The following is a 24,854-nucleotide window of genomic DNA, read 5'->3' as shown; positions in this document are numbered from 1 at the left end:
ATGCGAGCCCAGCACCATGGTGAATTGGCGGACCTGGCGGGCATGAACAAGGTTACGGCGGCGCACCGGCATGCAGTCCCTGTACCCGCGGCGGCGCCAACGCCGCTGCCCCCGCCAGCGGCCACTGCAGCCAAGGTGTACCCAGCCCTGCCACCGCTGCTGGATGAAGCGGTGGCAGCACTGGTGCTCGCATCACCCGCGATGCTGCCGCGCCTGGTTGCCCAATACAGCTCGCCGCTGCACCTCGTCTGGCCCCAGCGGCTGGAAGACAACGTGCGCAAGCTGGCGGCCGTGCTGCAGTCCCACCCTATGCCCTTTGAGATTTTTTACGGGGCCAAGGTCAACAAGTCGCCCGCCCTGGTCCGCGCGGCCGTGCAGGCTGGCATTGGCGTGGACGTATCCAGCCTCTACGAGGCGGGTGACGCACTGCGTGCGGGTGCAGACCCCACGCGGCTGTGCGCCACCGGCCCGGCCAAGACCCGGGCGTTCCACAAGCTGCTGCTGGACAACGCATCCCTCATTTCCATCGACTCGCTGCAGGAGCTGCAAGACCTGGATCACTGCCTGCAGTCTGCTGGCGCGGGCCAGCGGGCGCGCGTACTGCTGCGCTACCGGCCCCAGGCCTTGGACACCAGTCGCTTTGGCATGGACACGGGCGACCTGCGCGCGGGCCTTGCCCGATTGGCCAACCCAGAGGCACGCATGGTTCTGGAAGGCTTTCACTTTCATCTGTCGGGCTATGCGGTCGAGCCGCGTGTGCAAGCCGTGCGCGAGCTGCTGCCCTGGGTGCATGAAGCCCGCCGCATGGGGCTGAACGCCCGGATGCTGGACATCGGCGGCGGCCTGCCCATTCGGTATGTGGACACCGCCGCCTACAGCGCTTTTCTCGCAGCGCAGGATGGCGCGCACTACCGCAACGGCAAGGTGCCCACATCGTTCTACCCCTATGGCGGGCCTGTGGACGCCTGCATGTGGCTGGAGCAACTGCTGTGCTCGGCGTGCACGGAGGGCATGACCGTGGCACAGGCCCTGCACGCGGCAGGCCTGACGCTGGCCATCGAACCCGGGCGCAGCCTGGTGGACCAGGCCGCCATTTCGGTCTTTCGCGCCACGCGGGTGAAACCCCTGGGCGACGGGCGGTATGTGATTTTTGTGGAAGGCAGCAGCTTCAGCGCCTGCGAGACCTGGTTCGGCTCCGAGTTCCTGGTGGACCCCCTGCTGGTGCCAGGGGATAGCAGCGGATCGCCCTCCACGCCGCCACAGGCTTGTCATGCCTACATCGCCGGGCACAGCTGCCTGGACGACGATGTTCTGACCCACCGCTGGATCGGCTTTGCGCGTGTGCCGCAGGCCGGTGACCTGCTGGTGTATGCCAACACCGCGGGTTACCAGATGGACCTGCTGGAAAACGAGTTTCACCGCCATCCCATGCCCCGCCGCATTGCAGTCACCCGCACTGCGGCAGGTGCCATGGCCTTTTCGCCAGACGACGACCGAACGGAGTAAAGACATGATTCTCAGCAAAGTGACGGACCTGATCGGAAACACGCCCATCCTGGGCATCCCGATTCCTTCGAAGAAAACGCGGCTGCTGCTCAAGATCGAGAAGAACAACCCGGGCGGGAGCATCAAGGACCGCATGGCGCGCAACATGATCGTCGCGGCGATGCGCTCCGGCCGCCTGCAGCCCGGGGGCGTGGTGGTGGAGTCTTCGTCAGGCAACACCGGCATTGGACTGGCCATTGCCGCCATCGAGTTCGGCCTGCGCTTTATCGCGGTGGTAGACCACCATGCCGCGCCCGACAAGATCGCCGTGATGCGCGCACTGGGCGCGGAGATCCGCTACGTGGAGGGCGACTACCGCGAGGACGAGGTAGCCGTGGTGGAGCGCCAGCGCCTGGCGGCCGAGGTGGCCTCCAAGATTCCCGGTGCGGTGTTCATGAACCAGTCGGACAACGTGGCCAATGCGGGCGGCTACTTCGACTTCGTGCGCGAAGTGATCGACCAGGTCCAAGGCCCGGTGGACGCGTATGTGGGCTGCGTGGGCACGGGTGGCTCGATGACGGGCATTGCACGCGGACTCAAGCTGCACAACCCCCGCACCCGCACCATCGCGGTCGAGCCTGCGGGCTCCATCATCTTCGGGCAGCCTGGGCGGCCGTACTACCAGTCGGGCACAGGCACACCCAAGGGAGACACCGTGGGCCTGGTGCTGGACTACAGCTGCATCGACCTGGGCGTGCAGGTGACCGATGCGCAGGCCTTTGAAACCGCCCGCTACTTCGCGCAGCACACGGGCCTGCTGGTGGGCGGCTCCACCGGCGGCGTGCTCTACAAGGCCCTGGAGTTCATCCACAGCGGCATGATCGCGGGCAACGTGGTGGCGGTGGTGGCGGACGGGGGCGAGAAGTACCTGCACACCGTGTTCAACGAGGCATGGCTCAAGGAACGCAACATCATCGACCCCACGGTCTGGGCGCAGCTCGACGGCTGGCTGGCCAAGGACGTGGTGGAAGAACTGCCGCGTACCAACGACCGGCTGAAGGTGGCCTGAACGTGGATGCCATGCAAGACCTGGACGTGGTTGTCTGCGGCGGCGGGCGAACGGGGCACCTGAACGCGGTGCTGTTCAAGCAGGTGCCCGGCGTTCGCGTGTCGCTACTCACCACGCGGCAGGACGTCATCGCGCGCCACCAGAAGAGTCCCGACGGCCTGACCGCCTTGGTGCCGGACTCGCCCCCGCTGCGGGCGCGGCTGGACACAGTGGGCCACGATGCCACCTTGGTCGCCCACGCAGACCTGGTGATCCTCACCGTGCCGGCCCACGTGCGTGCCGCCTGGCTGCGCGGCATGGTGCAGGCGCTGCCGCGCGACAAACCCGTGTATGTGGGGGCCATTCCGGGCTTTTGCGGCTTTGACTGGCTGGCCGAGAACATCCTGGCAGAACGGCCCAACGCCGTGATCTGGGGCATGAAGGACGTGCCCCACACCGCGTACGACCTGCACCCCGGTGTCTCGGTGCGCATGGGGGGCGCCAAGCAGGTGCTGCACGTGGGCACCCACGCCCGAGAGGGCGCCAGCGCACGCACTGCCCTGCAACGGATGCTGCAGCGCCTGTACGCAGCACCGGTGGAGTTGCTCGACCACTACCTCGAAATCACGCTGACGCCGGGCAACCCCATCATGCACAGCTCGGTGGTCTATGGATTGGCAGGCCCCTACAGCCAGTGGCATGGACGCCCCTTTCCCGCCCCCGTCTGCTGGTGGACGGACTGCACCGAGCTGGGCGCGTATTTCCTCGCGCGCAGCGACGAAGAAAACCAGCGCCTGCGCAAGGCCGCCGAACAGCGCCTTGGCATCAACCTGTCGTCGGTCAAACCCCTGCACCAGGAGATCGTCGAAGCCTACGGAGACCAGATACGCGACCCCCGCACGCTGCTGTCCGTGCTGCGCTCCAACCAGGCCTATGACGCGATCGAAGCCCCGATGGTGCAGGCCGCTGGCCAGCCCGGCTACGTGATCGACAAGGACAGCCGCGCATTCCAGGAGGATGTCGCCTATGGCTTGGCCGTGCTGGTGGAAATGGGACGGCGGCTCAACGTGCCACTACCCCACATCCAGGAGATCTTCGACTGGAACGTGGGCTACATGCAGGGCCTGCGCGGCTCAGCGCTCGACTACTTCCCATCCACCTGGCCCGCCTGACGGGCGTGCCCAGCCCTGTTGTCCCATGCACCTCTCTACCAACACCCTGGCCCGGCCGGAACCAACTTCTGCCTACACTTCACCACCACAAGACGCACAGGCTTTCGCGCAGCACAACGCGCTGCGGCGCCTGGTGCGCTGCCTGTTTGCCGAAGGCATTCTCGACAGTGGATCACTGGTCTTTGCTCCGCACGGCAATACGGCCTGGTTCCCGCTGTGGGAGCACCATGCCCTGGTGTATTTCTCCGCGCTGCGGGCTGCGCCCGCCCGCACCTTCCTTCTCGACGGCACGATCACCCTCGTGGAGCCGAGCGGCAAGAAGACAGCCATCGACACACCCGACCAGCTCATCGATCTGCTCGCGCCCTGTTTTGATTTCACCGCCACAGCGCAGGGCCTCGCCGGGCTGAAGAACGACATGGCCAACAGCGTCGCCAATGACGCACTGGCACGCGGCCACCGCCGCCACTGGAACGAAGAACTGCGGCAAGCCATTTTGGACACCGGCTCCAAGGGCCTGGTGGACTATGTGCGCCACCACCGCACCGCGCGGGATGCTGCGGTGCTGCTGGAGCAGTGGGGCTCGCTCGAAGGGCACCCCTTCTACCCCACCTGGAAAACCAAGCCCCAGCTGAGCCCCGCCGAAGTCGCACAGCTGTCACCGGAATTCAATGCGTGCGTGCCCGTGCGCATCGCAGCACTGCGGGCCGACATGGCCTATGTGGAACGCATGCCCCATGTGCGGGATTACCGCACCTGGTTTTCCCAGCAGTTCCCAGATGTGTGGCAGCGCTGGAGCGATAGCCTTCGGGCACGGCAGCAGAACGCTGACGACTGGCTGCCCCTGCCCATCCACACGTGGCACCTGGAGCACTACGTGAAGGAAGCCTACGCGGACGAAATTGCCGAGGGTGTGCTCATCACCGACGGCATCGACATCGACACCCGCCCCACTATGTCTTTTCGCACGATGGTGCCGCAGCTGCCCGGGGCCACGCCGTTCATCAAGCTGCCCCTGGCGCTGTGGCTCACCAGCGAACAGCGCAGCCTGCAGGCCAAATCGATCCACATGGGGCCGCGCATCAGCGCAGTGATCGAACGCATCCTGGCCGAGGAAAACGGCTTTGACCGCCGCCTTGAAATTTTTCCCGAAGAAGTGGCGCTGCACTACCGCCACGCGGTCCGCCAGGAGGACCGCCCGGGGCGGCACCTCTCGGTGGCCTACCGCGGGGCCCGCCAAGCGCTGGACCGCAGCGACGGTCTGCTGCCCATCACGGTGGCCACCTTGTTCACGGCTTCGCCGCTGGACGCACGGCCGCTGGTGACGGAACTGATCGAACGCGCAGCGGGCCGTGCCACGCCTGAAACGGTGGGCGCGTATTTCAGGCAGTACGCGCGCGCCGTCACACGGCCTGTGGTGGCGATCTACCTGCTTTACGGCATCGGCCTGGAGGCCCACCAGCAAAACACGTCCGTGCTGTGTTCCGAGGATGGCAGCCCCCGGGGTTTGCTGATCCGGGACTTTGGCGACGGACGCACGTTTGCCCCGCTCCTGGAAGCGCGCGGCTACACACTGCAGCCCTATGTGCACCCGGGCATCCTGCCCACTGTTTTCCGGGACGACATCGAACCCGTGCGCACCTTCGTGCTCGACGCCTGTTTTGTGTGCCATCTGCATGAGCTGGCCCTGGCGCTCACGCACGAGTACCAATTGCCCACCACCTTGCTGTGGGAGATTCTTCGCGAGGAAACCGAGGGCGCCTTCGATGCGGTGCAGGCGCGTGTCGAGCCGCAGTTGTGGCGCGCGGAGCGCGAGCAGTTCCTGCATGCGGCCTGGCCCACCCGCTCGGTGTTGCGCATGCACCTGCAGCAATACGCAGACTACCGCCTGCAGCACCGGCTGCCCAATCCGCTGGGCGCGCCCCCGACCTGCGGGAAGGTGTGATGGCCCCCACGCCAGCCGCCTCCGGGGCCCTGCCCCGCCTGGTTCACGCGCTGTTCGTGATCCAGCTCATTTCCATGGGCGCCATGGAAATGAGCGGGCCTTTCTGGCCGGTGCACCTGCAGTCCCTGGGCGCATCGCCCGGCGTCCTGGCGTTTGCGGCCATTGCCGTGTATGTGGGCCCCATGCTGGGCGTGGCGCTCACCAGCACGTTCTGGGGCAAGGTGGGGGACCGCTTCGGGCACAAGCCCATGATGGTCCGGGCGCTTCTGGGGCTGGCCATCACACAGCTGGCCCTGGCCTTTACGCAGGATGTCTGGACAATCCTTGCACTGCGCTTTCTGCAAGGGGCGTGCGCAGGCTATCTGGCACCGGCGCAGGCCTACGGTGTGAGCGCCGTGGTGCCTGCGGTCCGGGGGCGCCTGTTTGCCTACCTGCAGGTGTCCACCAACGTGGGCTCGCTGGCAGGGGCGCTGGCGGGCGGGCTCATCCTGGACCACGCCACGTTCTTCTGGATCAACCTCATTGCAGCGCTGCTGTGCGCAGTGTGTGCTGCAGCCGTGGCCGTGCTGCTGCCGCCCCGTCCTGCCGCAGGCAGCGCCCAGGGCGTGAAGGCAGTGCCATCACTGCCACCCACGTCGGGCAACGCAGCGCCGCTGCAACCACCATCCTGGTTTGCATCCCCCGTGGCAGGGCTGCTGGCCGTGCTGGGCATCCTGCTGGTGGCCCGCATGCTCACGCAAACCCCTTTTGCGATGTATGTCCGCTCGGTGTTTGCCGTGGACAACTGGGTGGTGGGCCTGTGTTACGGGCTTCTCTCCCTGGGATTCATCGTGTCGGCCACGCTCTGGGCGCGCTACTTCGAGCGCCTGCAGCGCCCCGACGCCCTGGTCCGCATGGCCTGGGTGGCTGCCGCCTGCGCCTTGCTGATGGTGCTGGCGGGGGCCACCCACAGCGTGGCTTTTTTTATCGCACTGCACTTTGCCTGGGGTGTGCTGCTGGGTGCCACCACACCGGTGCTGATGGCCCAGATTTCGCATGCCACGAGCGGGCAACACCAGGGGCGCATTCTGGGCGTGGCGCAGAGCACCGCCCAGTTCTCGTCCATGGCCGGCATCGCACTGGGCGGGGGCCTGACCCAACTGCTGGGCCTGCACACCACCTACTTCCTCGTAGCGGGGGCCTATGCCTGCGCCCTCGCGGTCATCGTCGCCGTACTGCGCATGCGCGGCACCCGGCAAGGCGCAGCCGGCCTTGCCGGGCCATGACCTCCACGGCGCATCACATCTTTTTCCTCCCCACCCCTTCATTCACAAAGAGTCTTTGACATGGCAATGGGTCACCGCTGGCGCATCGCGCTTCTTATCCTTGTACTGGCAGGCATCGCCGCCGCCGGCATTTTTCTGGTTTCTCCGGCCGCAGCCCCCGAAGGCGCTGCATCCCCCCCGACCTCCAGCAGCCACCACGTCACGGTGACCGACCTGCTGGGGCGCAACGTGCAGGTGCGGTTACCTGTGCAGCGCGTGATCCTGGGCGAAGGGCGGCAGTTGTACCTGGTGGCCGCACTCGATACGGACAACCCGATCCAGCGCATCGTGGGCTGGCGCAAGGATCTGATCCAGGCCGACCCTGACACCTATTCGGCGTACGCCAAGAAATTCCCGCGCATCGCCGACATTCCCACCTTTGGGGGCTTTGAAGACGGCACCTTCGACATCGAGCAGGCCATTGCGCAGAAGCCCGACGTGATCCTGCTGAACATCGAGGCTCAACGGGCCACCGATGACGCGCGCTACATCGAGAAACTGGCGGCGCTGGGAATTCCGGTGGTGTATGTGGACTTTCGCCATCGCCCCATGGAGAACACCGAGCCCACCATGCGCCTGATGGGCCGGCTGCTTGGCAAGGAAGCGCGCGCTGAAGAGTTCATCGCGTACCGCGCGTCGCAGATCCGGCGCGTGGCAGACACCATCGCCGCCGAGCAGCCCCCGCGCCCCAAGGTGTTCATCGAACGCATCGGCGGCTACACCGAAGACTGCTGCTTGAGCTTTGGCAACGAGAACTTCGGCAAATACGTGGAAGTGGCGGGGGGCACGAACGTTGCCAAGGGCGTGATTCCCGGCACCTTCGGCCAGCTCAACCCTGAGCAGGTAATCGCCTCCAACCCCGACCAGGTCGTGGTCACCAGCGCCAACTGGGAGGCCTACGTACCCTCGGGCCACTGGATTGGCGTGGGCCCTGGTGCCGACCTGGCAGAGGCCCGACGCAAGCTCGAAACCTATACCCGCCGCCCCGCCTACACCGGCACCCGGGCTGCGCAAGACCGCGCGTTCCACGCCATCTGGCACCAGTTCTACAACAGCCCGTACGAGTTTGTGGCCATCCAGCAGTTGGCCAAGTGGTTCCACCCGGACTTGTTCACAGACCTCGACCCGGACGCCACCTACCGTGAGATGCACGAACGCTTTCTGCCCGTGCCCTATGAACCCGGCTACTTCGTGAGCCTGGACGGCGCAACACCCGCAGCCTCCGCAGCGCCCTCCACCACCAAGGCTGCCCCATGACGACCACAGCGATGGCACCCCCTGCAAGCCAGGGCGCTGGCTACCGTGCCCTGGTGCGCCGCAAGCGCTGGCTGCTGCTGGGGTTTTTCGTGCTGACGACCTTGAGCCTGCTGCTGGACCTGGCACTCGGGCCGGTGGGCTACAGCGTGAGGGACGTGGTGCAGGCTGTGCTGTGGCCCGACAGCGTGCCAGTGCAACTGCGCGTGGTGGTTTGGGACATCCGCCTGCCCACCGCGCTCATGGCGCTGGCTGTGGGTGCTGCGCTGTCGGTGGCGGGCGCACAGATGCAGACCACGCTCAACAACCCGCTGGCCAGTCCGTTTACGCTGGGTATTTCGGCGGCGGCCAGCTTTGGCGCCGCGCTCGGGCTGGCCTTCGGCGTTGCCCTGTTCCCCACGGTGGCCGGGTATGTGGTGCCGCTGAATGCCTTTGTGATGGCGATGCTGTCGGCCGGGTTGATCCACCTGCTGAGCATGAAACGCGGCGTGACTACCGAGACCATCGTGCTGCTGGGCATTGCGCTGGTGTTCACTTTCAATGCACTGCTGGCGCTGGTGCAGTATTTCGCCACCGAGCAAGCCGTGGCGGCCGTGGTGTTCTGGACCATGGGCAGCCTGACCAAGACCACCTGGCCGAAGCTGGGTGTGACCTGCCTGGTTCTCGTGGTCACGCTGCCCCTTTTTGCGCGCAACAGCTGGGCACTGACGGCCCTGCGCCTGGGCGATGACAAGGCCGCCAGCTTCGGCATCAACGTGGCGCGCCTGCGGCTGCAAACGCTGGTGCTGATCAGCCTTCTGGCGGCCTTCCCGGTGGCGTTTGTGGGCACCATCGGCTTTGTAGGCCTGGTGGGCCCGCACATTGCACGTATGCTGATCGGCGAAGACCAGCGGTTCTTTCTGCCCGCGTCGGTCATGACCGGCGCATTGCTTCTGTCGATCAGCTCGGTGGTCAGCAAAACGCTGATCCCTGGGGCCATCTTTCCCATCGGCGTCGTGACCTCGCTCATAGGTGTGCCCTTCTTCATCTCGCTCATCCTGGGCCGCAGGGAGCGCTCATGGTGACGCTCCAGTTGCAAGGGGTGGGAGCGCACTATGGCAGCCGCACGGTACTTGCGAACGTCAACACCCCCGTCTTCCACGCGGGCCAGGTGGTGGCAGTGATCGGGCCCAATGCGACGGGCAAATCCACCCTGTTCAAGCGCGTGGCCGGCATGCTCAAGGGGCCGGGCCAGATCGTGCTGCAGGGCACCCGCAAGGGGCCCGAGGGCATCTGCTACATGCCGCAGGACATCAGCGCCACCGCGCGGCTCACGGTGGTTGAATCCATACTGCTGGCCGCCAAACAGCAGCACCAGGGCTGGGCAGTGAGCGATGCCGAACTGGCACAGGTGGACGCCATCACCGTGTCACTGGGCATCGCAGACCTGGCCTTTCGCAACCTGGGGGAACTCAGTGGCGGCCAGCGGCAACTGGTGTCCATCGCCCAGACGCTGGCGCGCGACCCCGAGATCCTGCTCATGGACGAGCCCACCAGCGCGCTCGACCTGCACCGTCAGATCCAGGTGCTGGACTTCATGCGCTCGCTGGCACAGGAGCGGGGGCTGATCGTGTTCATCGCGCTGCACGACATCAACCAGGCGCTGCGCTACTGCGACCACGCCCTGGTGATCGCCAACGGCCAGGCGCAGCACAGCGGGCCTTGCGAGCAGGTGATTACTGCAGCCATGCTGCGCGATGTCTATCGCATCCGGGCCCGCATTGAAAGCTGCTCGGTGGGCACGCGGCACGTCATTGTGGACGGCGTGGCGTAGCCAGCGCCCGCCCGGTCCGCCACGACTCAATACCTGCGTGATGCCTCAGGCGGCCCCGATGCCAGGGACCAGGCCCGCCGTGGGCTGCCCGTTCCTCAGCGCGGCCGTGAAGGCCAGCATGCGGTCAATCGGCTGGCGCGCGCGCGGGATCAGCGCCGGGTCCACATGGATCGCGTTGGCGCCGGTCTCCAGCACCCGCGCCACATCGGCCAGGCCGTTCATCGCCATCCAGGGGCAGTGCGCGCAGCTTTTGCAGGTGGCGCTGTTGCCGGCGGTGGGCGCCTCAATGAACACCTTGCCGGGGTTCAGAGTGCGCAGCTTGTGCATCATGCCGTTGTCGGTGGCCACGATGAATTCGGTGGCTTCCATCTCGCGCGCGGCTTTCAGGATGGCACTGGTGGAGCCCACGGCGTCGGCCAAGGCGATCACGTCCGCAGGGCTTTCGGGGTGGACCAGCACCTTGGCGTGGGGGTGTTCTTTTTTGAGCGCCTCCAGCTCGAAGGCTTTGAACTCGTCGTGCACGATGCAGGCGCCGTTCCAGAACACCATGTCGGCCCCGGTTTCGCGCTGGATGTAGGCGCCCAGGTGGCGATCGGGCGCCCACAGGATCTTTTGCCCTGCTGCCTTCAAGGCGCCGACGATGTCGAGCGCGCAGCTGGATGTGACCAGCCAATCGGCCCGCGCCTTCACGGCCGCGCTGGTGTTGGCGTAGACCACCACGGTGCGGTCGGGGTGGGCGTCGCAGAACGCGCTGAATTCCTCCACAGGACAGCCCAGATCGAGCGAGCAGGTCGCATCCAGGTCGGGCATGAGCACCGTCTTTTCGGGGCTCAAAATCTTGGCCGTCTCACCCATGAAGCGTACGCCGCTCACCACCAGGGTCTGCGCGGCATGGTCGCGGCCAAACCGCGCCATCTCCAGCGAGTCGCTCACCAGGCCGCCGGTTTCCTCGGCCAGGTCCTGCAGGTCGGGGTGCACGTAGTAGTGCGACACCATCACCGCATTTTTCTCTTTGAGCAGGCGGCGGATTTTGTCCTTGAGCGCGAGGCGTTCGGCCTGCGAAGGCTCGGGCGGCACGCGGGCCCAGGCGTGTTTGGTGGAGCAGACGGAGCCTTCCTCGGTATCGAGCGGCTGCTCGTACTCCACGTCGATGCGGTTCATTACAGCGGTGGTCATGACAGCTCCTGCAGGCGCATGGAAAAGTCCGTCGCCTTGACGTCTTTGGTCAGCGTGCCGATGGAGATGCGATCCACCCCCGTCTCGGCCAGTTCGCGCAAGCCTTCGAGCGTGACGCCACCCGATATTTCCAAAATTGCACGGCCCGCGTTGATGCGCACCGCCTCGCGCAGCGTGGGTAGCGGCATGTTGTCGAGCAGCACCATCTTGGCACCGGCATCGAGCGCCTCGGTCAGTTGCTCCAGGGTTTCCACTTCAATCTCGACGAACTTTGCTTGAGCTGCCACAGTCTGGGCGGCTTTGAGCACCGCCGTCACGCCACCGGCGGCGGCGATGTGGTTTTCCTTGATGAGCACTGCGTCGTGCAGACCGATCCGGTGATTGGTGCCGCCGCCCACGCGCACGGCGTACTTTTGCGCGAGGCGCAGGCCGGGGATGGTCTTGCGCGTGTCCACGATGTGGGCGCGGGTGCCCGCCACCACATCCACATAGGTGCGGGTCTTGGTGGCCACGGCCGACAGCAGCTGCAGAAAGTTGAGCGCAGTGCGCTCGGCCGACAGTAGTGCGCGGGCATTGCCTTCCAGCTCCAGCACCACCTGGTCGGGCGCGCAGCGCTGGCCTTCGGCCACATGCCAGGTGATCTGCACCGTAGGGTCGAGTGCGCGCAGCGCGGCTTCGGCCCAGGGAGCGCCGCAGATCACGGCGGATTCGCGCGCCAGGATGCGGGCACGGGCGCGGCGGGTGGGGTCGATCAGGCCGGCGGTCAGGTCACCGCTGCCCACGTCTTCTTGCAGGGCGCGGTGCACATCCTCGTGCGCCAGTGTCGCCAGGGCTTCAGGAGTCATCGGGTTGTCGCGGCGTTTGTTCATGGGGCGCCAAGCATAGCGGCATCGCTCCCCCACCGGGGCAAATGCTATAAAGCCCCGCCACCGACGTGCCGGGTGCGGCCCGCACGCCGGCACCCGCAGCCCGCACAGACGGGCCTATCCACAGAGGGAGTCCACATGGAAAACAATGCCACGGCTTCGGCGCAGCCCGCCCCTGCGCACGCGCCGCCATGGGCGCTGGCGGCCGAGCACGCACTGGGCGCAGGCCAATGGCACGGCGCCTGGAGCACGCTGCTGGACGCAGCCCTGCCCGTACCTCTGTCCGTGCAGCAGCAGGTGCTTGCCAGCCTGGATGCCTGGGATGCCCTGCCAGCCCAGGCCCCGGCAGCACAACGCGCCGCGCTGCTGCACACCGCCCTCGCCGCCGTACGCGGCGCCCACCACCACACCCACAGCGCAACGCTTACAGCAGCAGGCAGGCAGCCCCGGCGGGTGCAGGGCTCGGGGCTGGTCAAGCGCTTTCGCAAGGGGGCTTTCACCCTGGGCCCGGTGGACGTGCAGGTGGCGCCAGGCCACATCCTGGGCCTGGTGGGCGAGAACGGTAATGGCAAGACCACCCTGCTGCGCCTGCTCGCGGCCGACCTGGCTCCAGACGCTGGCCAGCTCGACTGGGGCGCCACTGCCCGCGACCCCTATGCCTTGCGATCACAGCTGGCTTACATCCCGCAGCGCCCACACCCCTGGGGCGGGCGGCTCATGGACCACCTGCAGTTCGCCGCGCGCAGCTACGGTGTGGTGGGCGAGGCCAATCGCTGCCTGGTGGAGCTGGTGATTGCCCGGCTGTCGCTGCGGCCCTTTCGCGGCCACCAGTGGAAGCAGCTCTCATCGGGCTACAAGATGCGCTTTGAACTCGCCCGCGCGCTGCTCACCCAGCCGTGCGTGCTGTTGCTTGATGAACCGCTGGCCAACCTGGACATCAACGCCCAGCAGACCCTGCTGTCCGATCTGCAATCGCTGGCGCGCTCGCCCTGGCGCCCGATGGCACTGGTGCTCAGCTCTCAGCAACTGTATGAGGTGGAGAAAGTGGCCGATGCCGTGCTGTTCCTGGAGCACGGCCAGCCGCGCAGCGTGCAGGAACGCTTTGCGCAGATGGCGGGTTGCGCGATCGAGTTCGAGACAAGCTGGCCGGAGCCCGCCCTGAGCGCCTGGCTGGGCCAGTTGCCCCCGCACACGCACCAGGTCAACGGGCACACACACATCGTGAGCTTTCCGGGCGACACCAGCGCCGCCGACTTCCTGCGCGCCGCCGTGGATGCGGGGCTGCCGCTGGGCTATTTGCGCGACATCACCGACTCGACCCGCCGCCTTTTCGTGAAAGATTGACACACCATGCGCCGCCTGACCAATGCCTGGGATCAATGGTTTTTGATGCACAGCCCGCTGCTGTGGCAGTTGCGCCTGCACTGGTATCTGCCGCTGGCGCTGCTGTGGTGCCTGCTGATGTTCGGCGGGTGGATTGGCTGGACGGCCGAACCCGCGCGCTGGATGGGCAGCCCCGAAGGCACAGTGGTCGCCACGTGGAACCGGCCCGAGGACACCACGCGGCAGGTGGGCGGCATCATCGCCTGGATCATCGCCTTTGGCCTGGCGCTGTGGTGGCTGTGGCGCGTGCGCATCCACAACCGCTGGCGCGAGATCGCACCCGCGCCGCGCCTGGGCCTGTGGTGCGAATACCTGTGGGGCGCACTGTTTTTCGCCCTGCTGCTGGCCCCCACGCTGCTGCTGGACGCGGCCTACCGCGACCGCATCCAGCGCCTGTGGCAGGGCCAGGACACCGCCGCCCAGCAGCAGGCGGCATGGCATGTGCGCCGCTGGGAGCTGCTGCTGGCGCCGGACAACGCGGCGCGGCTGGTCGAGTGGACACAGGCCGCACAGGCCATGCAGACTGCTGAGCCGGCCACAACCGCCGCCGAGATCCATGACAACGACAAGTGCAACGAGAACCAGAGGTACAGGGAATACGACCCCGGCTGCGCAACCAACGCGCTGCAATCCCTGCATTGGCTGGCCCAGGCCGACACCGATGCCATTGCGCAGCAACTGGCGCACTACGGCGCGGCGCTGGGCCGATGGGGATACGCACCCGTGCGGCCGGGGGCGTCGGCGCAGGACCAGGCGCAGCAGCTTGTCAGCGCCTACCAAGCCGCCCTGAAATCGTCCCTGGCCCAAGAGTGGCGCAACTACAAGGCGCAGCATGCAGGCACCGCGCAGCCGCAGGACCGCGCACGGGCTGCCCGGGCTGCCCAGTCTCCCCGGGATGGGCGGGATTGCGATGTCGCTGTTTCTCGCGACCCCCGTGCCTGCTTTGCCAGCGACCTCGCGCGTTCGCCCAGCCAATGGCGCGACAACCTGCACAGCGCGCTGCAACAGCACCTCAGTCCGCCGCCCCGCCTGGTGCAATGGGCACATCCCCGCTACGGCATGGCACAGCCCGGCCTCGTCGCCCACCACCTGGAAGGCGCCACGCCGTCGCAAAGGGCGCAGGAGCGCCAACGCAGCAGTGTGCTGGCCGCCGCCAGCGCGGGCTTCTTCGCGGCGCTGGCGCTGGTCGCCGCGCGGCTGCTGTCGCTGCGGCAGATTGCTGCCCTGTGTGGCGCGCTCACGCTGGCCGCCCCTGCACTGATGCTTCTGGGCGTGGCGGGCCTGGCCAACAACATCATGCTGCCGCTGGTGCCGGCCACGCTGCTGGCGCTGGCCTGGGTGCGCATTGCGCTGCTGCGCCGCCCCTGGGGGGGCTCCACGCTGCTGGGCCTGGGCCTGGCGCTGTCCCTGGCGGGGTCGGCCAGCGTGTGGGACGAAGCCGCCCGCGCGCTGGAGCTGCCCGACGGTTCGTGGCCGGAGCTACTGACGGGCGCGCCCGCCGTGGCCGTCAGCACGGCCCTGCTGGTGGCCGCCTTGTCGCCCCTGTGGCGTCGTTGGCGCGCACTGCCCGAGCGTTGACACCCGCCCTGGGGGCGTACGCCGTGCAGCCCCAACTCAAGCCAAATAGCCTTCTGAGCATCGCAAATAAAGCGCAATTAGCTATCAAATAAATAGCACTTTCTCAAGTATGGGGTGTGGCAAGCGCCGCGCCCATCTCGCATAGACTCGGCCGCAATTTCACAGCCCCCGACCGGAGCGCCCCATGACCAGCCCTGCAGCCCCCCCAGCCACGCCCTACGGCCCCCTGCCGCCCGCATCCCCCTTGCCCCAACGCCGCCCGGTCAGCCTGCCGCGCCTGGCGCAGATGCGCGCAGCAGGCGAGAAGATCACCATGCTCACCGCCTACGACGCCACGTTTGCGGCCGTGGCCGATGCGGCGAGGGTGGAATGCATTCTGGTGGGGGATTCGCTGGGCATGGTGTGCCAGGGCCTGCCCAGCACGGTGGGCGTGACGCTGGACACCATGGCCTACCACACGGCCAGCGTAGCGCGTGGCCTGCACCGCGTGCAGGGCACGGCCTGGCTCGTGGCCGACCTGCCCTATGGCACCTATGCCGAGAGCCGAGAGCAGGCGCTGCGCAGCGCCTGCGTGCTGATGCAGGCGGGAGCGCACATGGTCAAGCTCGAAGGCGGGGGCTGGACAGCGCCCACGGTGGAGTTTTTAGTGCGGCGCGGCGTGCCGGTGTGCGCCCACCTGGGCCTGACGCCACAAACGGTGCACGCGCTGGGTGGCTACCGCGTGCAGGGCAAGACGGACGACGCAGCCCGCACCCTGCGCAAGGAGGCGCATGAGCTGCAAGACGCAGGCGCCACCATGCTGGTGCTGGAGATGGTGCCCGCCGCGCTGGCCGCCGAGCTGACGGCCGAGCTGCTGCACTGCCACACCATCGGCATCGGCGCGGGCAACGGCACGGCCGGCCAGGTGCTGGTGTTGCACGACATGCTGGGCATGAACCTCGGAAAGATGCCGAAGTTCGTCCACAACTTCATGCAGGACGCAGGCAGCGTGCGCGGCGCCATGGAGGCTTATGTGCAGGCCGTGAAGCAGGGGCAGTTCCCGGACAACGCCTTGCACGCCTGGTGAGCCTTCACCGCATTTCCTCATTTCTTTTCGACCTCTCCCACCCCATGCTGATTGCCCGTTCCATTGCAGACCTGCGCCAGGCCCTGGCCTCCTATCGCCGCCCCGCCTTTGTGCCCACCATGGGCAACCTGCACGACGGGCACATCGCCCTGGTGCGCCAGGCCAAGCCCCTGGGCGACGTGACGGTGGCCAGCATCTTTGTGAATCGCCTGCAGTTTTTGCCGCACGAGGACTTTGACAGCTACCCTCGCACCTGGGAGGCCGATTGCGCACAACTGCAAGCTGCGGGCTGCGATGTGCTGTTTGCCCCGCGCGAGGCCGACCTGTACCCACAGCCCCAGACCTTCAAGGTGCACCCCGACGCAGCACTGGCCGACATGCTGGAAGGCCATTTCCGCCCCGGCTTCTTCACAGGCGTGAGCACGGTGGTGATGAAGCTCTTTGCCTGCGTGCTCGGCCAGACGGGCGGCACCGCCGTGTTCGGCAAAAAGGACTACCAGCAGCTCATGGTGATCCGCCACATGGTGCAGCAGTTTGCGCTGCCGATTGAGGTGGTAGCGGGCGAGACCTGCCGCGCGGCCGATGGCCTGGCACTGAGTTCACGCAACGGCTACCTCAGCCTGGAAGAGCGGCAAGAAGCCGTAGCCCTGTCGCAGGCATTGAAGCAACTGGCACAGCAATGGCTGAACGCTGCGCCCAACGACCGCAGCGCGGTGGAGCCCCGGGCCTTGGACGCCCTGCGCGCGCGGGGCTGGGCACCGGACTACCTCACCGTGCGCCGCCGCGCCGACCTGTTGCCCGCCACAGCGGCCGATGCAGCGGGCTCGCTGGTTGCACTGGGGGCTGCGCGGCTGGGCAGCACGAGGCTGATTGACAACCTGGAGTTTTAGAACAGCTCACAAAAGCCCCCCCTCGCGCCGTTGTCGCGAGGGAGGGCCTGCCAAAGGGAGGAGCAGACGATGCTGTGCAGCCCCGCCGCCGGCCCCTCTCCGAAAACAAACCAAGCACCCACCTACCGTCAGCTATTATTCTGCCCAAAAGGCCCCTAGCGCTTATCTGCATTGCGCAATAAGCTACTCATTTGATAGCAAAGACTTCTCCATGTCCTGGCACGCCCGCTTGCAGCTCGACTACACGGCAGAAACCAACAACGCCCGCACCATAGCCCGCTATGAGCACAACGGGCCGCTGCGCATCCTGCAAAGCCTGTACCCCGAGGGCGACGCCATCTGCCACAACGTGCTGGTGCACCCGCCCGGCGGCCTGGTGGGCGGCGACACGCTGGACATCACGGCCACCGTGGGCCCCGGCGCCCACGGCCTGGTCACCACGCCCGGCGCCACGCGCTTCTACCGCTCCACCGGCCCGCTGGCGCTGCAGCGCAGCCGCCTCACCCTGGCCGAGGGCGCGCGCCTGGAATGGCTGCCGCTGGAGGCCCTGTGCTACAGCGCCTGCCACGCCGAAAACCACCTCACGCTGAACCTGGCCCCCGGCGCCGAATGCATCGCCTGGGACGTGACCGCGCTGGGCCTGCCCCACGCGGGCCAGCCGTTTGAACAAGGCCGCTTCACCCAGCACCTGGAAGTGCCCGGCCTGTGGCTGGAGCGCGGCGTGATCGACGCCGCAGACGACCGGCTGCTGAGCAGCCCCTTGGGTTTAGCGGGCCACCGCTGCATGGCCAGCATGTTCTTTGCCGCAGGCACGCCGCTCGACCGCACGCGCCGCGACGCTGCCCTGGACGCGGCCCGCGCAGTGATGGATCAACACCCCCAGGTCAAAGCCACCGCAGGCGCCACCAGCCCCAACGACCGCATGGTGGTGGTGCGCGTGTTGGCACCGCAGGTGGAGCCCGCGATGAAACTGCTCAAGGCGGTACGGGTGGCTTGGCGGGAGGTGATGTGGGGGTTGAACGGAGAAGCGCCCCGCATCTGGGCGATGTAAGGCTGGCGGGCCTGCGTGCCCACCGGCGAGGCCTGACCAAGGCGGCGCACGCGGCACTGCCAAAGCATTGCAACGGTGCGCCCGGCGACTCTAGGCCGCGCCCCGTCAAGAGGCCACAGTGCCAGCGCTCGCCCGGAAACGACGGTTCAGGGGCGCCAAAGCGGCAACCCCCATCAACACGCCCATCAGGACCAGGCCCCATTCGGCCAGGGTGGGAACAGCGGTGACGGCAGAGGGCGCCACGGCCCAAGCCCGGGTGGACCCAAATGCCAGCGACCGGCTGGTGTCAGCACCCAGGACGAGAACGCACGAATCCAGCACACCCGCGGGTGAGGCGCCGACGGTGAGGCACTGCGCGTTGTGATCGACCTCCCCTGTTGCCTGAAAGAAGATCCAGGAATGCCGGTCTCCCGGTACATGGGGAGAGGTTCCGGTCAGCCAGCGCTGGATCCGGATGTCCGTGATGGTGATGGCGCCGGAGGCGTTGGTGGATACGTTGAAAAGGAAGATGCGGGCAGCAGGGTCTCCGCTGGAATAGGTGTGGATTCCATCCGAGAAGCTGAAGGCCGTGACCAGAGGCGCCACGTTCGCGGCAGACAGATTGGCCGCCAGCGGGGCGGACGTCGTGAACGAGCCGGATGCACCTATGCCGGTATTGAAGTTCTGGCAGGGGCCCGCCACACAGAGCGTGAAATTGATGAGTGCGGTGTAGTTGCCCGTCGCGGTGGCAACGTAGGTCGTGGACTGCGCATGGGACGCCGCTGCGGCGCACAGCATCACAAGCGCCACGAGCCAATTCTTCATACGTTCCTTCATGGACCCCCCTCCGCGTTTTGTTAAGCAACAGGAGAGGGATCGTATAGGCATTCGCCAGCAATACCTATACGCTGATGGGCCCGTGCGCACCCGCCAGTTCAGCTGCAAGCCGTCCCGCAGGTGCCCGCAGTCATCACTGCAGGTGTTTTCGGCAGGCCTCAAGCCGCAGCGGCCGCAGGCACCTTCAGTAAACCATCGGCCTTGAACATTGCGCGAATTCCCCGCACCGCCTGCCGAATCCGCGCCTCGTTCTCGATCAGCGCAAAGCGCACGTACTCGTCCCCTTGGTCGCCAAACCCAATGCCAGGCGACACACACACCTTGGCTTTGTCGAGCAGTTGCCGCGCGAACTCCAGCGAACCCAGCGCGCGGTAGGGCTCGGGGATGCGTGCCCAGATGTACATGCTGGCCTTGGGGCAGTCCACGGCCCAGCCAGACTCAGTGAGGCCCTTGTAAAGCACGTCGCGGCGGCGCTGGTACTGGGCGGCGATGTCTTTCACGCACTGCTGGTCGCCCTCTAGCGCAGCAATCGCAGCCACTTGCAGGGGAGTGAAGGTGCCGTAGTCGTGGTAGCTCTTGATGCGCGCCAGGGCGGCCACCAGGTCAGGGTTGCCCACCATGAAGCCCACGCGCCAGCCAGCCATGTTGTAGCTTTTGCTCAGGGTGAAAAACTCCACCGCCACGTCCTTAGCACCGGGCACTTCCATGATGCTGGGGGCGCGGTAGCCGTCGTACACGATGTCGGCATAGGCCAGGTCGTGCACCACCAGGATGTCGTGCTTCTTGGCCAGGGCGATCACGCGCTCGAAGAAACTCAGTTCCACGCACTGCGCGGTGGGGTTGCTGGGAAAGCCGAAGATCATCATCTTGGGCTTGGGGTAGCTGCCACGGATGGCCTTTTCCAGCTCGGCAAAAAAGTCCACGTCGGGCGCCACGGGCACGCTGCGGATGTCCGCACCGGCAATCACCGCACCGTAGATGTGGATGGGGTAGCTCGGGTCGGGCACCAGCACGGTGTCGCCCCTGTCGAGCGTGGCCAGCATGAGGTGGGCCAACCCTTCTTTGGAGCCGATGGTGACGATGGCCTCGGTGTCGGGATTGATGTCCACCGCGTAGCGGTCTTTGTACCAGTGGCTGATGGCGCGGCGCAGGCGCGGGATGCCCTTGCTGGCGCTGTAGCCGTGGGTGTCGGGCCGCTGGGCCACTTCGGTGAGCTTGGCGACGATGTGCGGTGGCGTGGCCCCGTCGGGGTTGCCCATGCTCATGTCGATGATGTCTTCGCCACGGCGGCGGGCAGCGAGTTTCAACTCGGCCGTGATGTTGAAGACGTAAGGAGGGAGGCGATCGATGCGCGCAAAGCGGCGCTTGCCTTGAGAAGCAGACATGCTGTGGTGACTTTCACGTAAGCGCCCGGAACCGTCCGAGCGACGTGGCTGGCAGAAAGGCCGGCCCGCTGCCACTTTAAGCCACAACGCGGTCATTTCTCCGTGGATTGCAGCAGTGTCGCACCGCCGCGACACAACACAGGTCAGTGGCCCGTGGTCTTCAGGCGGCGACGCGCCTGGTGTTTCGCTCGCTAACCAGCGCCCACGCGAACATGCCCACGCCGCCAAGCCCCAGCAACACGCCCACCCACCCGGTAGACGTCCAGCCCAAGCCTGCCGCAATGCCCACGCCGCCCAGCCACGCGCCCAGCGCATTGGCGGCGTTGAAGGCCGAGTGGTTGAGCGCGGCGGCCAGGGTCTGCGCGTCGCCCGCCACGTCCATCAGGCGGATCTGCAGCGCGGGGCCGATGGCCACCAGGGTTCCCAAAAAGAACGTGGCCAGCGCGGCGCTGGCAGGGTGGTGTGCGGCGGGCACAAACAGCGCCAGTACGAGGATGGACCACACCAGCACCTTGCCCACAGCAGGCATCAGCGCCTTGTCGGCCATGCGCGAACCCACGATGTTGCCCACCACCATACCCAGGCCAAACAGCGACAGCACAAAGGGCATGAGCGCGGGCGGCATGCCGGCCACCTCGATCAAGGTGGGCTTGATGTAGCTGAACACTGCAAACATGCCACCAAAACCGATGGCGCCAATACCCAGCGTGAACCACACCTGCTTGCGCGCCAGCGCGCCCAGCTCGCGCAGCGGGCTGGCGCCGTGCGATGCGGGCATGGCGGGCACCCAAAGGCGCACCATGATGACTGCGGCCACCGCGATCAACCCCACAAACACAAACGCAGCGCGCCAGCCAAACGCCTCGCCCAGCGCGGCGGCAATGGGCACACCCACCAGCGTGGCGGTGGTAAGGCCCAGCATGACCCAGCCCACTGCGCGTGCGCGGCGCCCCGGTGGCGCCAGTGCGGCGGCCACCAGCGCGGCCACACCAAAGTAGGTGCCGTGTGGCAGACCGGTGAACAGGCGCATGGCGCTCAGCGACCCATAGCCCGGAGCCAGCGCCGACGCGAAATTGCCCAGCGCATACACCGCCATCAGCGCCATCAGCAGCGCGCGCCGCCCCCAGTGGGCACATAGCACTGCCAGCACCGGCGCGCCCACCACTACGCCCAGCGCATAGGCGCTGATGACATGCCCGGCCTGCGGAATGCTCACACCAATATCGCGCGCCACCTCAGGCAACAGGCCCATGATGACGAACTCACCCGTGCCGATGGAAAAGCCGCCGACCCCGAGGGCCAGCACGGCACGCACCAGGGTGCGGTCGTCGGTGGGGGTGGCGGCGATGGACGTGGAGGAAAGGGGCGCGGTCATGGCAACAACAGAGGAGACGCTGCACCGGCAAGCGACGGCAGGGCGCAGGAGGTAGACGAGACAGGGAGAAGGAGAGAAAGAAACGCAGTTACGGGGGTAAACCCGATTTTTGTAACCATAGCATGCAAAGCACCGCCTTGCTGAAGCGGGGAAATATGTAACCCAGGTTCAAAGCCATTTCAGCTATGGCTGCTACGCTGACGCCCTGACCACGCCCTTCCTCCTTTTTCAAGGACTGCGAATGACGACCACCCCAAGCACAGCAGACCACATCGCCAGCACCGTGAAGGTGCTGGCGTTCGACATCTTTGGCACCGTGGTGGACTGGCACGGCAGCATCGTGCGCGAGATGCAGTCGCTGTACCCTGCGGTAGATGGAGACGCGTTTGCGCTGGCGTGGCGCGCCGGCTACCAGCCGGCAATGGCCCGCGTGATGCGGGGTGAGCAGGGCTGGACACTGGTCGACGACCTGCACCGAAGCATCCTCGACGAGATCCTGCCGCGCTTTGGCCTAGCGCACCTGCCCGAGGCCGAGCGCCGCCACCTCAACCATGTGTGGCACCGGCTCGATGCCTGGCCCGACAGCGTGGAAGGCCTCACGCGGCTCAAGACACGCTTCACCATCACCACGCTGTCCAACGGCAACATCGGCCTGCTCACCAACATGGCCAAGCGCGCCAGGCTACCGTGGGACTGCGTGCTAAGCGCCGAGGTGTTCAAGGCCTACAAACCCAGCCCCGAGACCTACCTGGGCGTAGCGCGCGTGTTTGACCTGCAGCCCGAACAGGTGGCGCTGGTAGCCACGCACCACGACGACTTGGCCGCTGCCCGCGCATGTGGCCTGCGCACCGCCTACGTCGAGCGCCCCCTGGAACTGGGCGCCGCACAGCCCAAGGACAGTACGCCACAGCCTGGCAACGATCTGCACGCCACAGACCTGAACGATCTAGCGCAGATGCTGGGCTGTTGAATGTGCCCCGGGGCACACCCGCGTCGATCAGTGCGCTACCAGCAGCTGCACAAACATCTGCACCTTGGCATGGCATTCGGCGCTGATCGAGGTGAACTCCAAGCCCGCCACCCACTCGTCGCCTTCCTGCTTGAGGGTGATGACGCGCGCGTAAACATCAGCCACGCGGTAGTCCACCAGCGGCAGCTCAAACTCCAGCTTGATCTCGCTGTGCGGCTCCAGCGGCTCGATCAGCTCCACCAGCAGGCCGTGGTAACCGATGTCGCGAATGGCGCCGTGCACGATGTGGGGTACCACGATCTTGTCCTGCATGCGCTGGCACAGGCAGGGCAGGCGCGCATCCACACGGTGGCTGCGGCGAAACTCCTGGCGCGGCACCTTGAGCTTTTGAGAAGGGATGGCGATCAGCTCGCGCAGGCTCACGGGCTGCGTGCGGCCCTTGACGTAGACCTGCATGGGGGCAGACGCCGAGACCAGACCCCAGCAGCGCTGGTACGTCGTGTCGCTGATGAGCACCTGGCCGCGCAGGCTCAGTGCCTCAATGCGCGAGGCCAGGTTGACGGCCTCGCCGATCACGGTGTATTCGGAATACACGTCCGAGCCAAAACGCCCCGCCATCACCGTGCCCGTGTTCACGCCAATGCCCAGGAAGACCTCGGGCAGCCGCTCGCGCAGGTGGGCGAGGTTCAGCTCGCGCATTGCCATCTGCATCTCCACGGCACACAACAGCGCGCGATCCACATCGTCCTCGCGCGCCACAGGCGCACCGAACAGCACCATGATCGAGTCGCCCATGAACTTGTCGATGCTGCCCTGGTACTTGAACACAACTTCAGACAACCGCGACAGGCAGCGGTTGAGCGCCGCAATCACCACCGACGCCGGTTGCGAGCCCGACAGAGCGGTGAACCCGCGCAGGTCGGCCAGCAGGATGGTGACCTCGCGCGGGGCCACAGACCGGTCATCGGTGGCGGCACCTTCCGGGCCGTCGCCCTGGCGCAGGATGGCAGCCATCTCGGCGAGGGCTTCTTCGCGCAGCGGCGTGCCGGTCTCGCGCTCGATCAGCGTCTGCAGGCGGCGCACCGCATCGTGGTGGAATTCTTTGTGCATGGCGCGGGGGAGGTGGGGGAGTTCGTTGGTATAGGGGGCATCACCGACCCCCGCCAGCCAGAATAGGCGGGGCAGACCCCGACGGTCAACCAGTGAAAACACTCCGGGCAAAACCGCAACAGCGAGCGCGGCCGGGCTCCCTTCCCCCGCGGTGGAGGATTTGGGAGAGGGGCGGGCCAAGCGCCACGCCGGTACAGCCCCGTCCCCTGCACCTTTCGCACAAGAGGGAGGAGCGATGCGCCTGCTCAGAACCTGCGCTCTGAATATTTAGTGTTTTTTTGGCATCTAGCGCTTATCCAGAAATCGCTTGTAGCTACCAAAATAGGAGTATCTTGATGGGCAACACTGCTTATACAGCGTGTGGCTCACTCCGCCCCCACCGCCTGCCGCAGCACACGCACAAACTCCCCCGCCGCTTCGTCGTAGTCCCAGCGCGCGGCATAGCGGGCCCAGCCCCCCACGGCTGCGCCTGAGGCTTCTACCGTCAGCACCACCAGGCTGTTGGGGCTGCCGTGGCGCAGGCGGTGCGACACCGCCGTGCCCGCGCGGCAGGCCCACAGGCCCGGCAGGGGCTGCAACACGCTGGGTTCATGCACGTGGCCTGACAGCAGCATATGGGCGCCCGCCGCGCGCCAGCGTTGCAACGCTTCGTCCGCCCGGTGGGGCCGGTGCGCGCGGTCGGCGGCGTCGCGGGACACCAGGGGGTGGTGGCTGGCCACGATGCGCCAGGCATCTGGCGGGGCGCGCGCCAGCAGCATGGCCACATGATCGATCTGCGCCGACGACAGGCTGCCCCGCTCGTGCCGCCAGGCGCGGGTGGTGTTCACGCCCACCACATAAAAGGCGCCCATCTGCCGCACGGGCTCCTGGTCGATGCCGAACTGGTGGGCATAGCGCTCGTAGGCGCGGCCCCAGCGCATCCACCAGGCAAACAGCGGCAGGTCGTGGTTGCCCGCCAGCACCAGGGTAGAGCGGGCATGCAGGCCTTTGACAAAACGCGCGGCCTGCTCAAACTGCACGGCGGTGGCGCGCTGCGTCAGGTCGCCGGACACCACCACCATCGCCACGCCCAGCCGCTGCGCCAGCCGTTGGGCCGCCGCACACACCGCAGGATCGTGTGCACCAAAGTGCAGATCCGAGAGGTGCATCAAAACGGTCATCGGTGCT

The 24,854-nt window shown here is 66.7% G+C and carries 21 protein-coding genes; 14 read left to right on the top strand and 7 right to left on the bottom strand.

What is annotated here, in order from left to right; translation table 11 throughout:
* Genes ACT89O_RS06225 through ACT89O_RS06190 form a run of 8 tightly spaced genes read left to right on the top strand, consistent with a single transcriptional unit; the run spans position 1 to position 10,021 of the window.
* Positions 1-1,506 carry a Y4yA family PLP-dependent enzyme gene (locus tag ACT89O_RS06225; RefSeq protein ID WP_487262108.1) on the top strand — a complete coding sequence of 502 codons (1,506 nt, stop codon included), beginning with the start codon at positions 1-3 and terminating at the stop codon, positions 1,504-1,506.
* Between the two features lie 4 nt (positions 1,507-1,510).
* On the top strand, positions 1,511-2,554 hold the full coding sequence (locus tag ACT89O_RS06220; RefSeq protein ID WP_436131619.1) for a PLP-dependent cysteine synthase family protein: 1,044 nt from the start codon (positions 1,511-1,513) through the stop codon (positions 2,552-2,554).
* Positions 2,555-2,565: 11 nt separating this feature from the next.
* The gene (locus ACT89O_RS06215; RefSeq protein WP_487262820.1) at positions 2,566-3,705 is read left to right on the top strand and encodes an NAD/NADP octopine/nopaline dehydrogenase family protein; all 1,140 of its coding nucleotides are present in this window, start codon (positions 2,566-2,568) and stop codon (positions 3,703-3,705) included.
* A gap of 25 nt (positions 3,706-3,730) precedes the next feature.
* On the top strand, positions 3,731-5,650 hold the full coding sequence (locus tag ACT89O_RS06210) for an IucA/IucC family protein (RefSeq protein WP_487262107.1): 1,920 nt from the start codon (positions 3,731-3,733) through the stop codon (positions 5,648-5,650).
* Positions 5,650-6,915: an MFS transporter gene (locus tag ACT89O_RS06205; protein ID WP_487262106.1), complete on the top strand. Its 1,266-nt coding sequence runs from the start codon at positions 5,650-5,652 to the stop codon at positions 6,913-6,915. Before ACT89O_RS06210 ends, ACT89O_RS06205 begins: the two co-directional genes overlap by 1 nt.
* A 60-nt stretch (positions 6,916-6,975) precedes the next feature.
* Entirely contained in the window at positions 6,976-8,211 is a 1,236-nt protein-coding gene (locus ACT89O_RS06200) for an ABC transporter substrate-binding protein (RefSeq protein WP_487262105.1), read from the top strand.
* A complete protein-coding gene (locus ACT89O_RS06195; RefSeq protein ID WP_487262104.1) occupies positions 8,208-9,272 on the top strand; it encodes a FecCD family ABC transporter permease in 1,065 nt (354 codons plus the stop codon). Before ACT89O_RS06200 ends, ACT89O_RS06195 begins: the two co-directional genes overlap by 4 nt.
* Entirely contained in the window at positions 9,266-10,021 is a 756-nt protein-coding gene (locus ACT89O_RS06190) for an ABC transporter ATP-binding protein (protein ID WP_487262103.1), read from the top strand. Before ACT89O_RS06195 ends, ACT89O_RS06190 begins: the two co-directional genes overlap by 7 nt.
* A 45-nt stretch (positions 10,022-10,066) precedes the next feature.
* Here ACT89O_RS06190 and nadA read toward each other — a convergent pair whose 3' ends face one another.
* Entirely contained in the window at positions 10,067-11,197 is a 1,131-nt protein-coding gene (gene nadA / locus ACT89O_RS06185) for a quinolinate synthase NadA (protein ID WP_487262102.1), read from the bottom strand.
* On the bottom strand, positions 11,194-12,066 hold the full coding sequence (nadC, locus tag ACT89O_RS06180; RefSeq protein ID WP_306553947.1) for a carboxylating nicotinate-nucleotide diphosphorylase: 873 nt from the start codon (positions 12,064-12,066) through the stop codon (positions 11,194-11,196). The genes nadA and nadC overlap by 4 nt, the downstream gene beginning before the upstream one ends.
* Before the next feature lie 135 nt (positions 12,067-12,201).
* On the opposite strand from nadC, the gene ACT89O_RS06175 reads away from it, so the two are divergent.
* From ACT89O_RS06175 to ACT89O_RS06155, 5 genes are all read left to right on the top strand, one after another.
* Positions 12,202-13,407 (top strand): ATP-binding cassette domain-containing protein, encoded by a 1,206-nt coding sequence (locus tag ACT89O_RS06175; protein WP_487262101.1) that lies wholly within the window; start codon positions 12,202-12,204, stop codon positions 13,405-13,407.
* Positions 13,408-13,413: 6 nt separating this feature from the next.
* Positions 13,414-15,024, top strand: coding sequence for a hypothetical protein (locus tag ACT89O_RS06170; RefSeq protein ID WP_487262100.1), 1,611 nt, complete (start codon positions 13,414-13,416; stop codon positions 15,022-15,024).
* Positions 15,025-15,208: 184 nt separating this feature from the next.
* Positions 15,209-16,090 carry a 3-methyl-2-oxobutanoate hydroxymethyltransferase gene (panB, locus tag ACT89O_RS06165; RefSeq protein WP_487262099.1) on the top strand — a complete coding sequence of 294 codons (882 nt, stop codon included), beginning with the start codon at positions 15,209-15,211 and terminating at the stop codon, positions 16,088-16,090.
* Positions 16,091-16,134: 44 nt separating this feature from the next.
* The gene (panC, locus tag ACT89O_RS06160; protein WP_228898627.1) at positions 16,135-16,980 is read left to right on the top strand and encodes a pantoate--beta-alanine ligase; all 846 of its coding nucleotides are present in this window, start codon (positions 16,135-16,137) and stop codon (positions 16,978-16,980) included.
* Positions 16,981-17,191: 211 nt separating this feature from the next.
* Complete coding sequence (locus ACT89O_RS06155; RefSeq protein WP_487262098.1) at positions 17,192-18,031, top strand: urease accessory protein UreD; 840 nt, start codon at positions 17,192-17,194, stop codon at positions 18,029-18,031.
* A 105-nt stretch (positions 18,032-18,136) separates the two neighbouring features.
* Here the strand turns inward: ACT89O_RS06155 and ACT89O_RS06150 are convergent, their stop codons facing one another.
* The 3 genes from ACT89O_RS06150 to ACT89O_RS06140 form a co-directional block, all read right to left on the bottom strand.
* Positions 18,137-18,835, bottom strand: coding sequence for an IPTL-CTERM sorting domain-containing protein (locus ACT89O_RS06150; RefSeq protein ID WP_431152064.1), 699 nt, complete (start codon positions 18,833-18,835; stop codon positions 18,137-18,139).
* 170 nt (positions 18,836-19,005) lie between these two features.
* The gene (gene alaC / locus ACT89O_RS06145; protein ID WP_218293592.1) at positions 19,006-20,232 is read right to left on the bottom strand and encodes an alanine transaminase; all 1,227 of its coding nucleotides are present in this window, start codon (positions 20,230-20,232) and stop codon (positions 19,006-19,008) included.
* 160 nt (positions 20,233-20,392) lie between these two features.
* Positions 20,393-21,607, bottom strand: coding sequence for an MFS transporter (locus ACT89O_RS06140; RefSeq protein WP_487262097.1), 1,215 nt, complete (start codon positions 21,605-21,607; stop codon positions 20,393-20,395).
* Between the two features lie 241 nt (positions 21,608-21,848).
* On the opposite strand from ACT89O_RS06140, the gene ACT89O_RS06135 reads away from it, so the two are divergent.
* Positions 21,849-22,577: a haloacid dehalogenase type II gene (locus ACT89O_RS06135; protein WP_487262096.1), complete on the top strand. Its 729-nt coding sequence runs from the start codon at positions 21,849-21,851 to the stop codon at positions 22,575-22,577.
* 27 nt (positions 22,578-22,604) lie between these two features.
* Here the strand turns inward: ACT89O_RS06135 and ACT89O_RS06130 are convergent, their stop codons facing one another.
* Complete coding sequence (locus tag ACT89O_RS06130) at positions 22,605-23,687, bottom strand: adenylate/guanylate cyclase domain-containing protein (RefSeq protein ID WP_487262095.1); 1,083 nt, start codon at positions 23,685-23,687, stop codon at positions 22,605-22,607.
* A 365-nt stretch (positions 23,688-24,052) separates the two neighbouring features.
* On the bottom strand, positions 24,053-24,847 hold the full coding sequence (locus ACT89O_RS06125; protein ID WP_487262094.1) for a metallophosphoesterase family protein: 795 nt from the start codon (positions 24,845-24,847) through the stop codon (positions 24,053-24,055).
* Positions 24,848-24,854 lie beyond the last annotated feature (7 nt).

Source organism: Acidovorax sp. NN32 (genome assembly GCF_057597245.1).
Note: the sequence above shows the minus strand (reverse complement) of the source record. Positions and strands in the feature narration are given on the sequence as shown.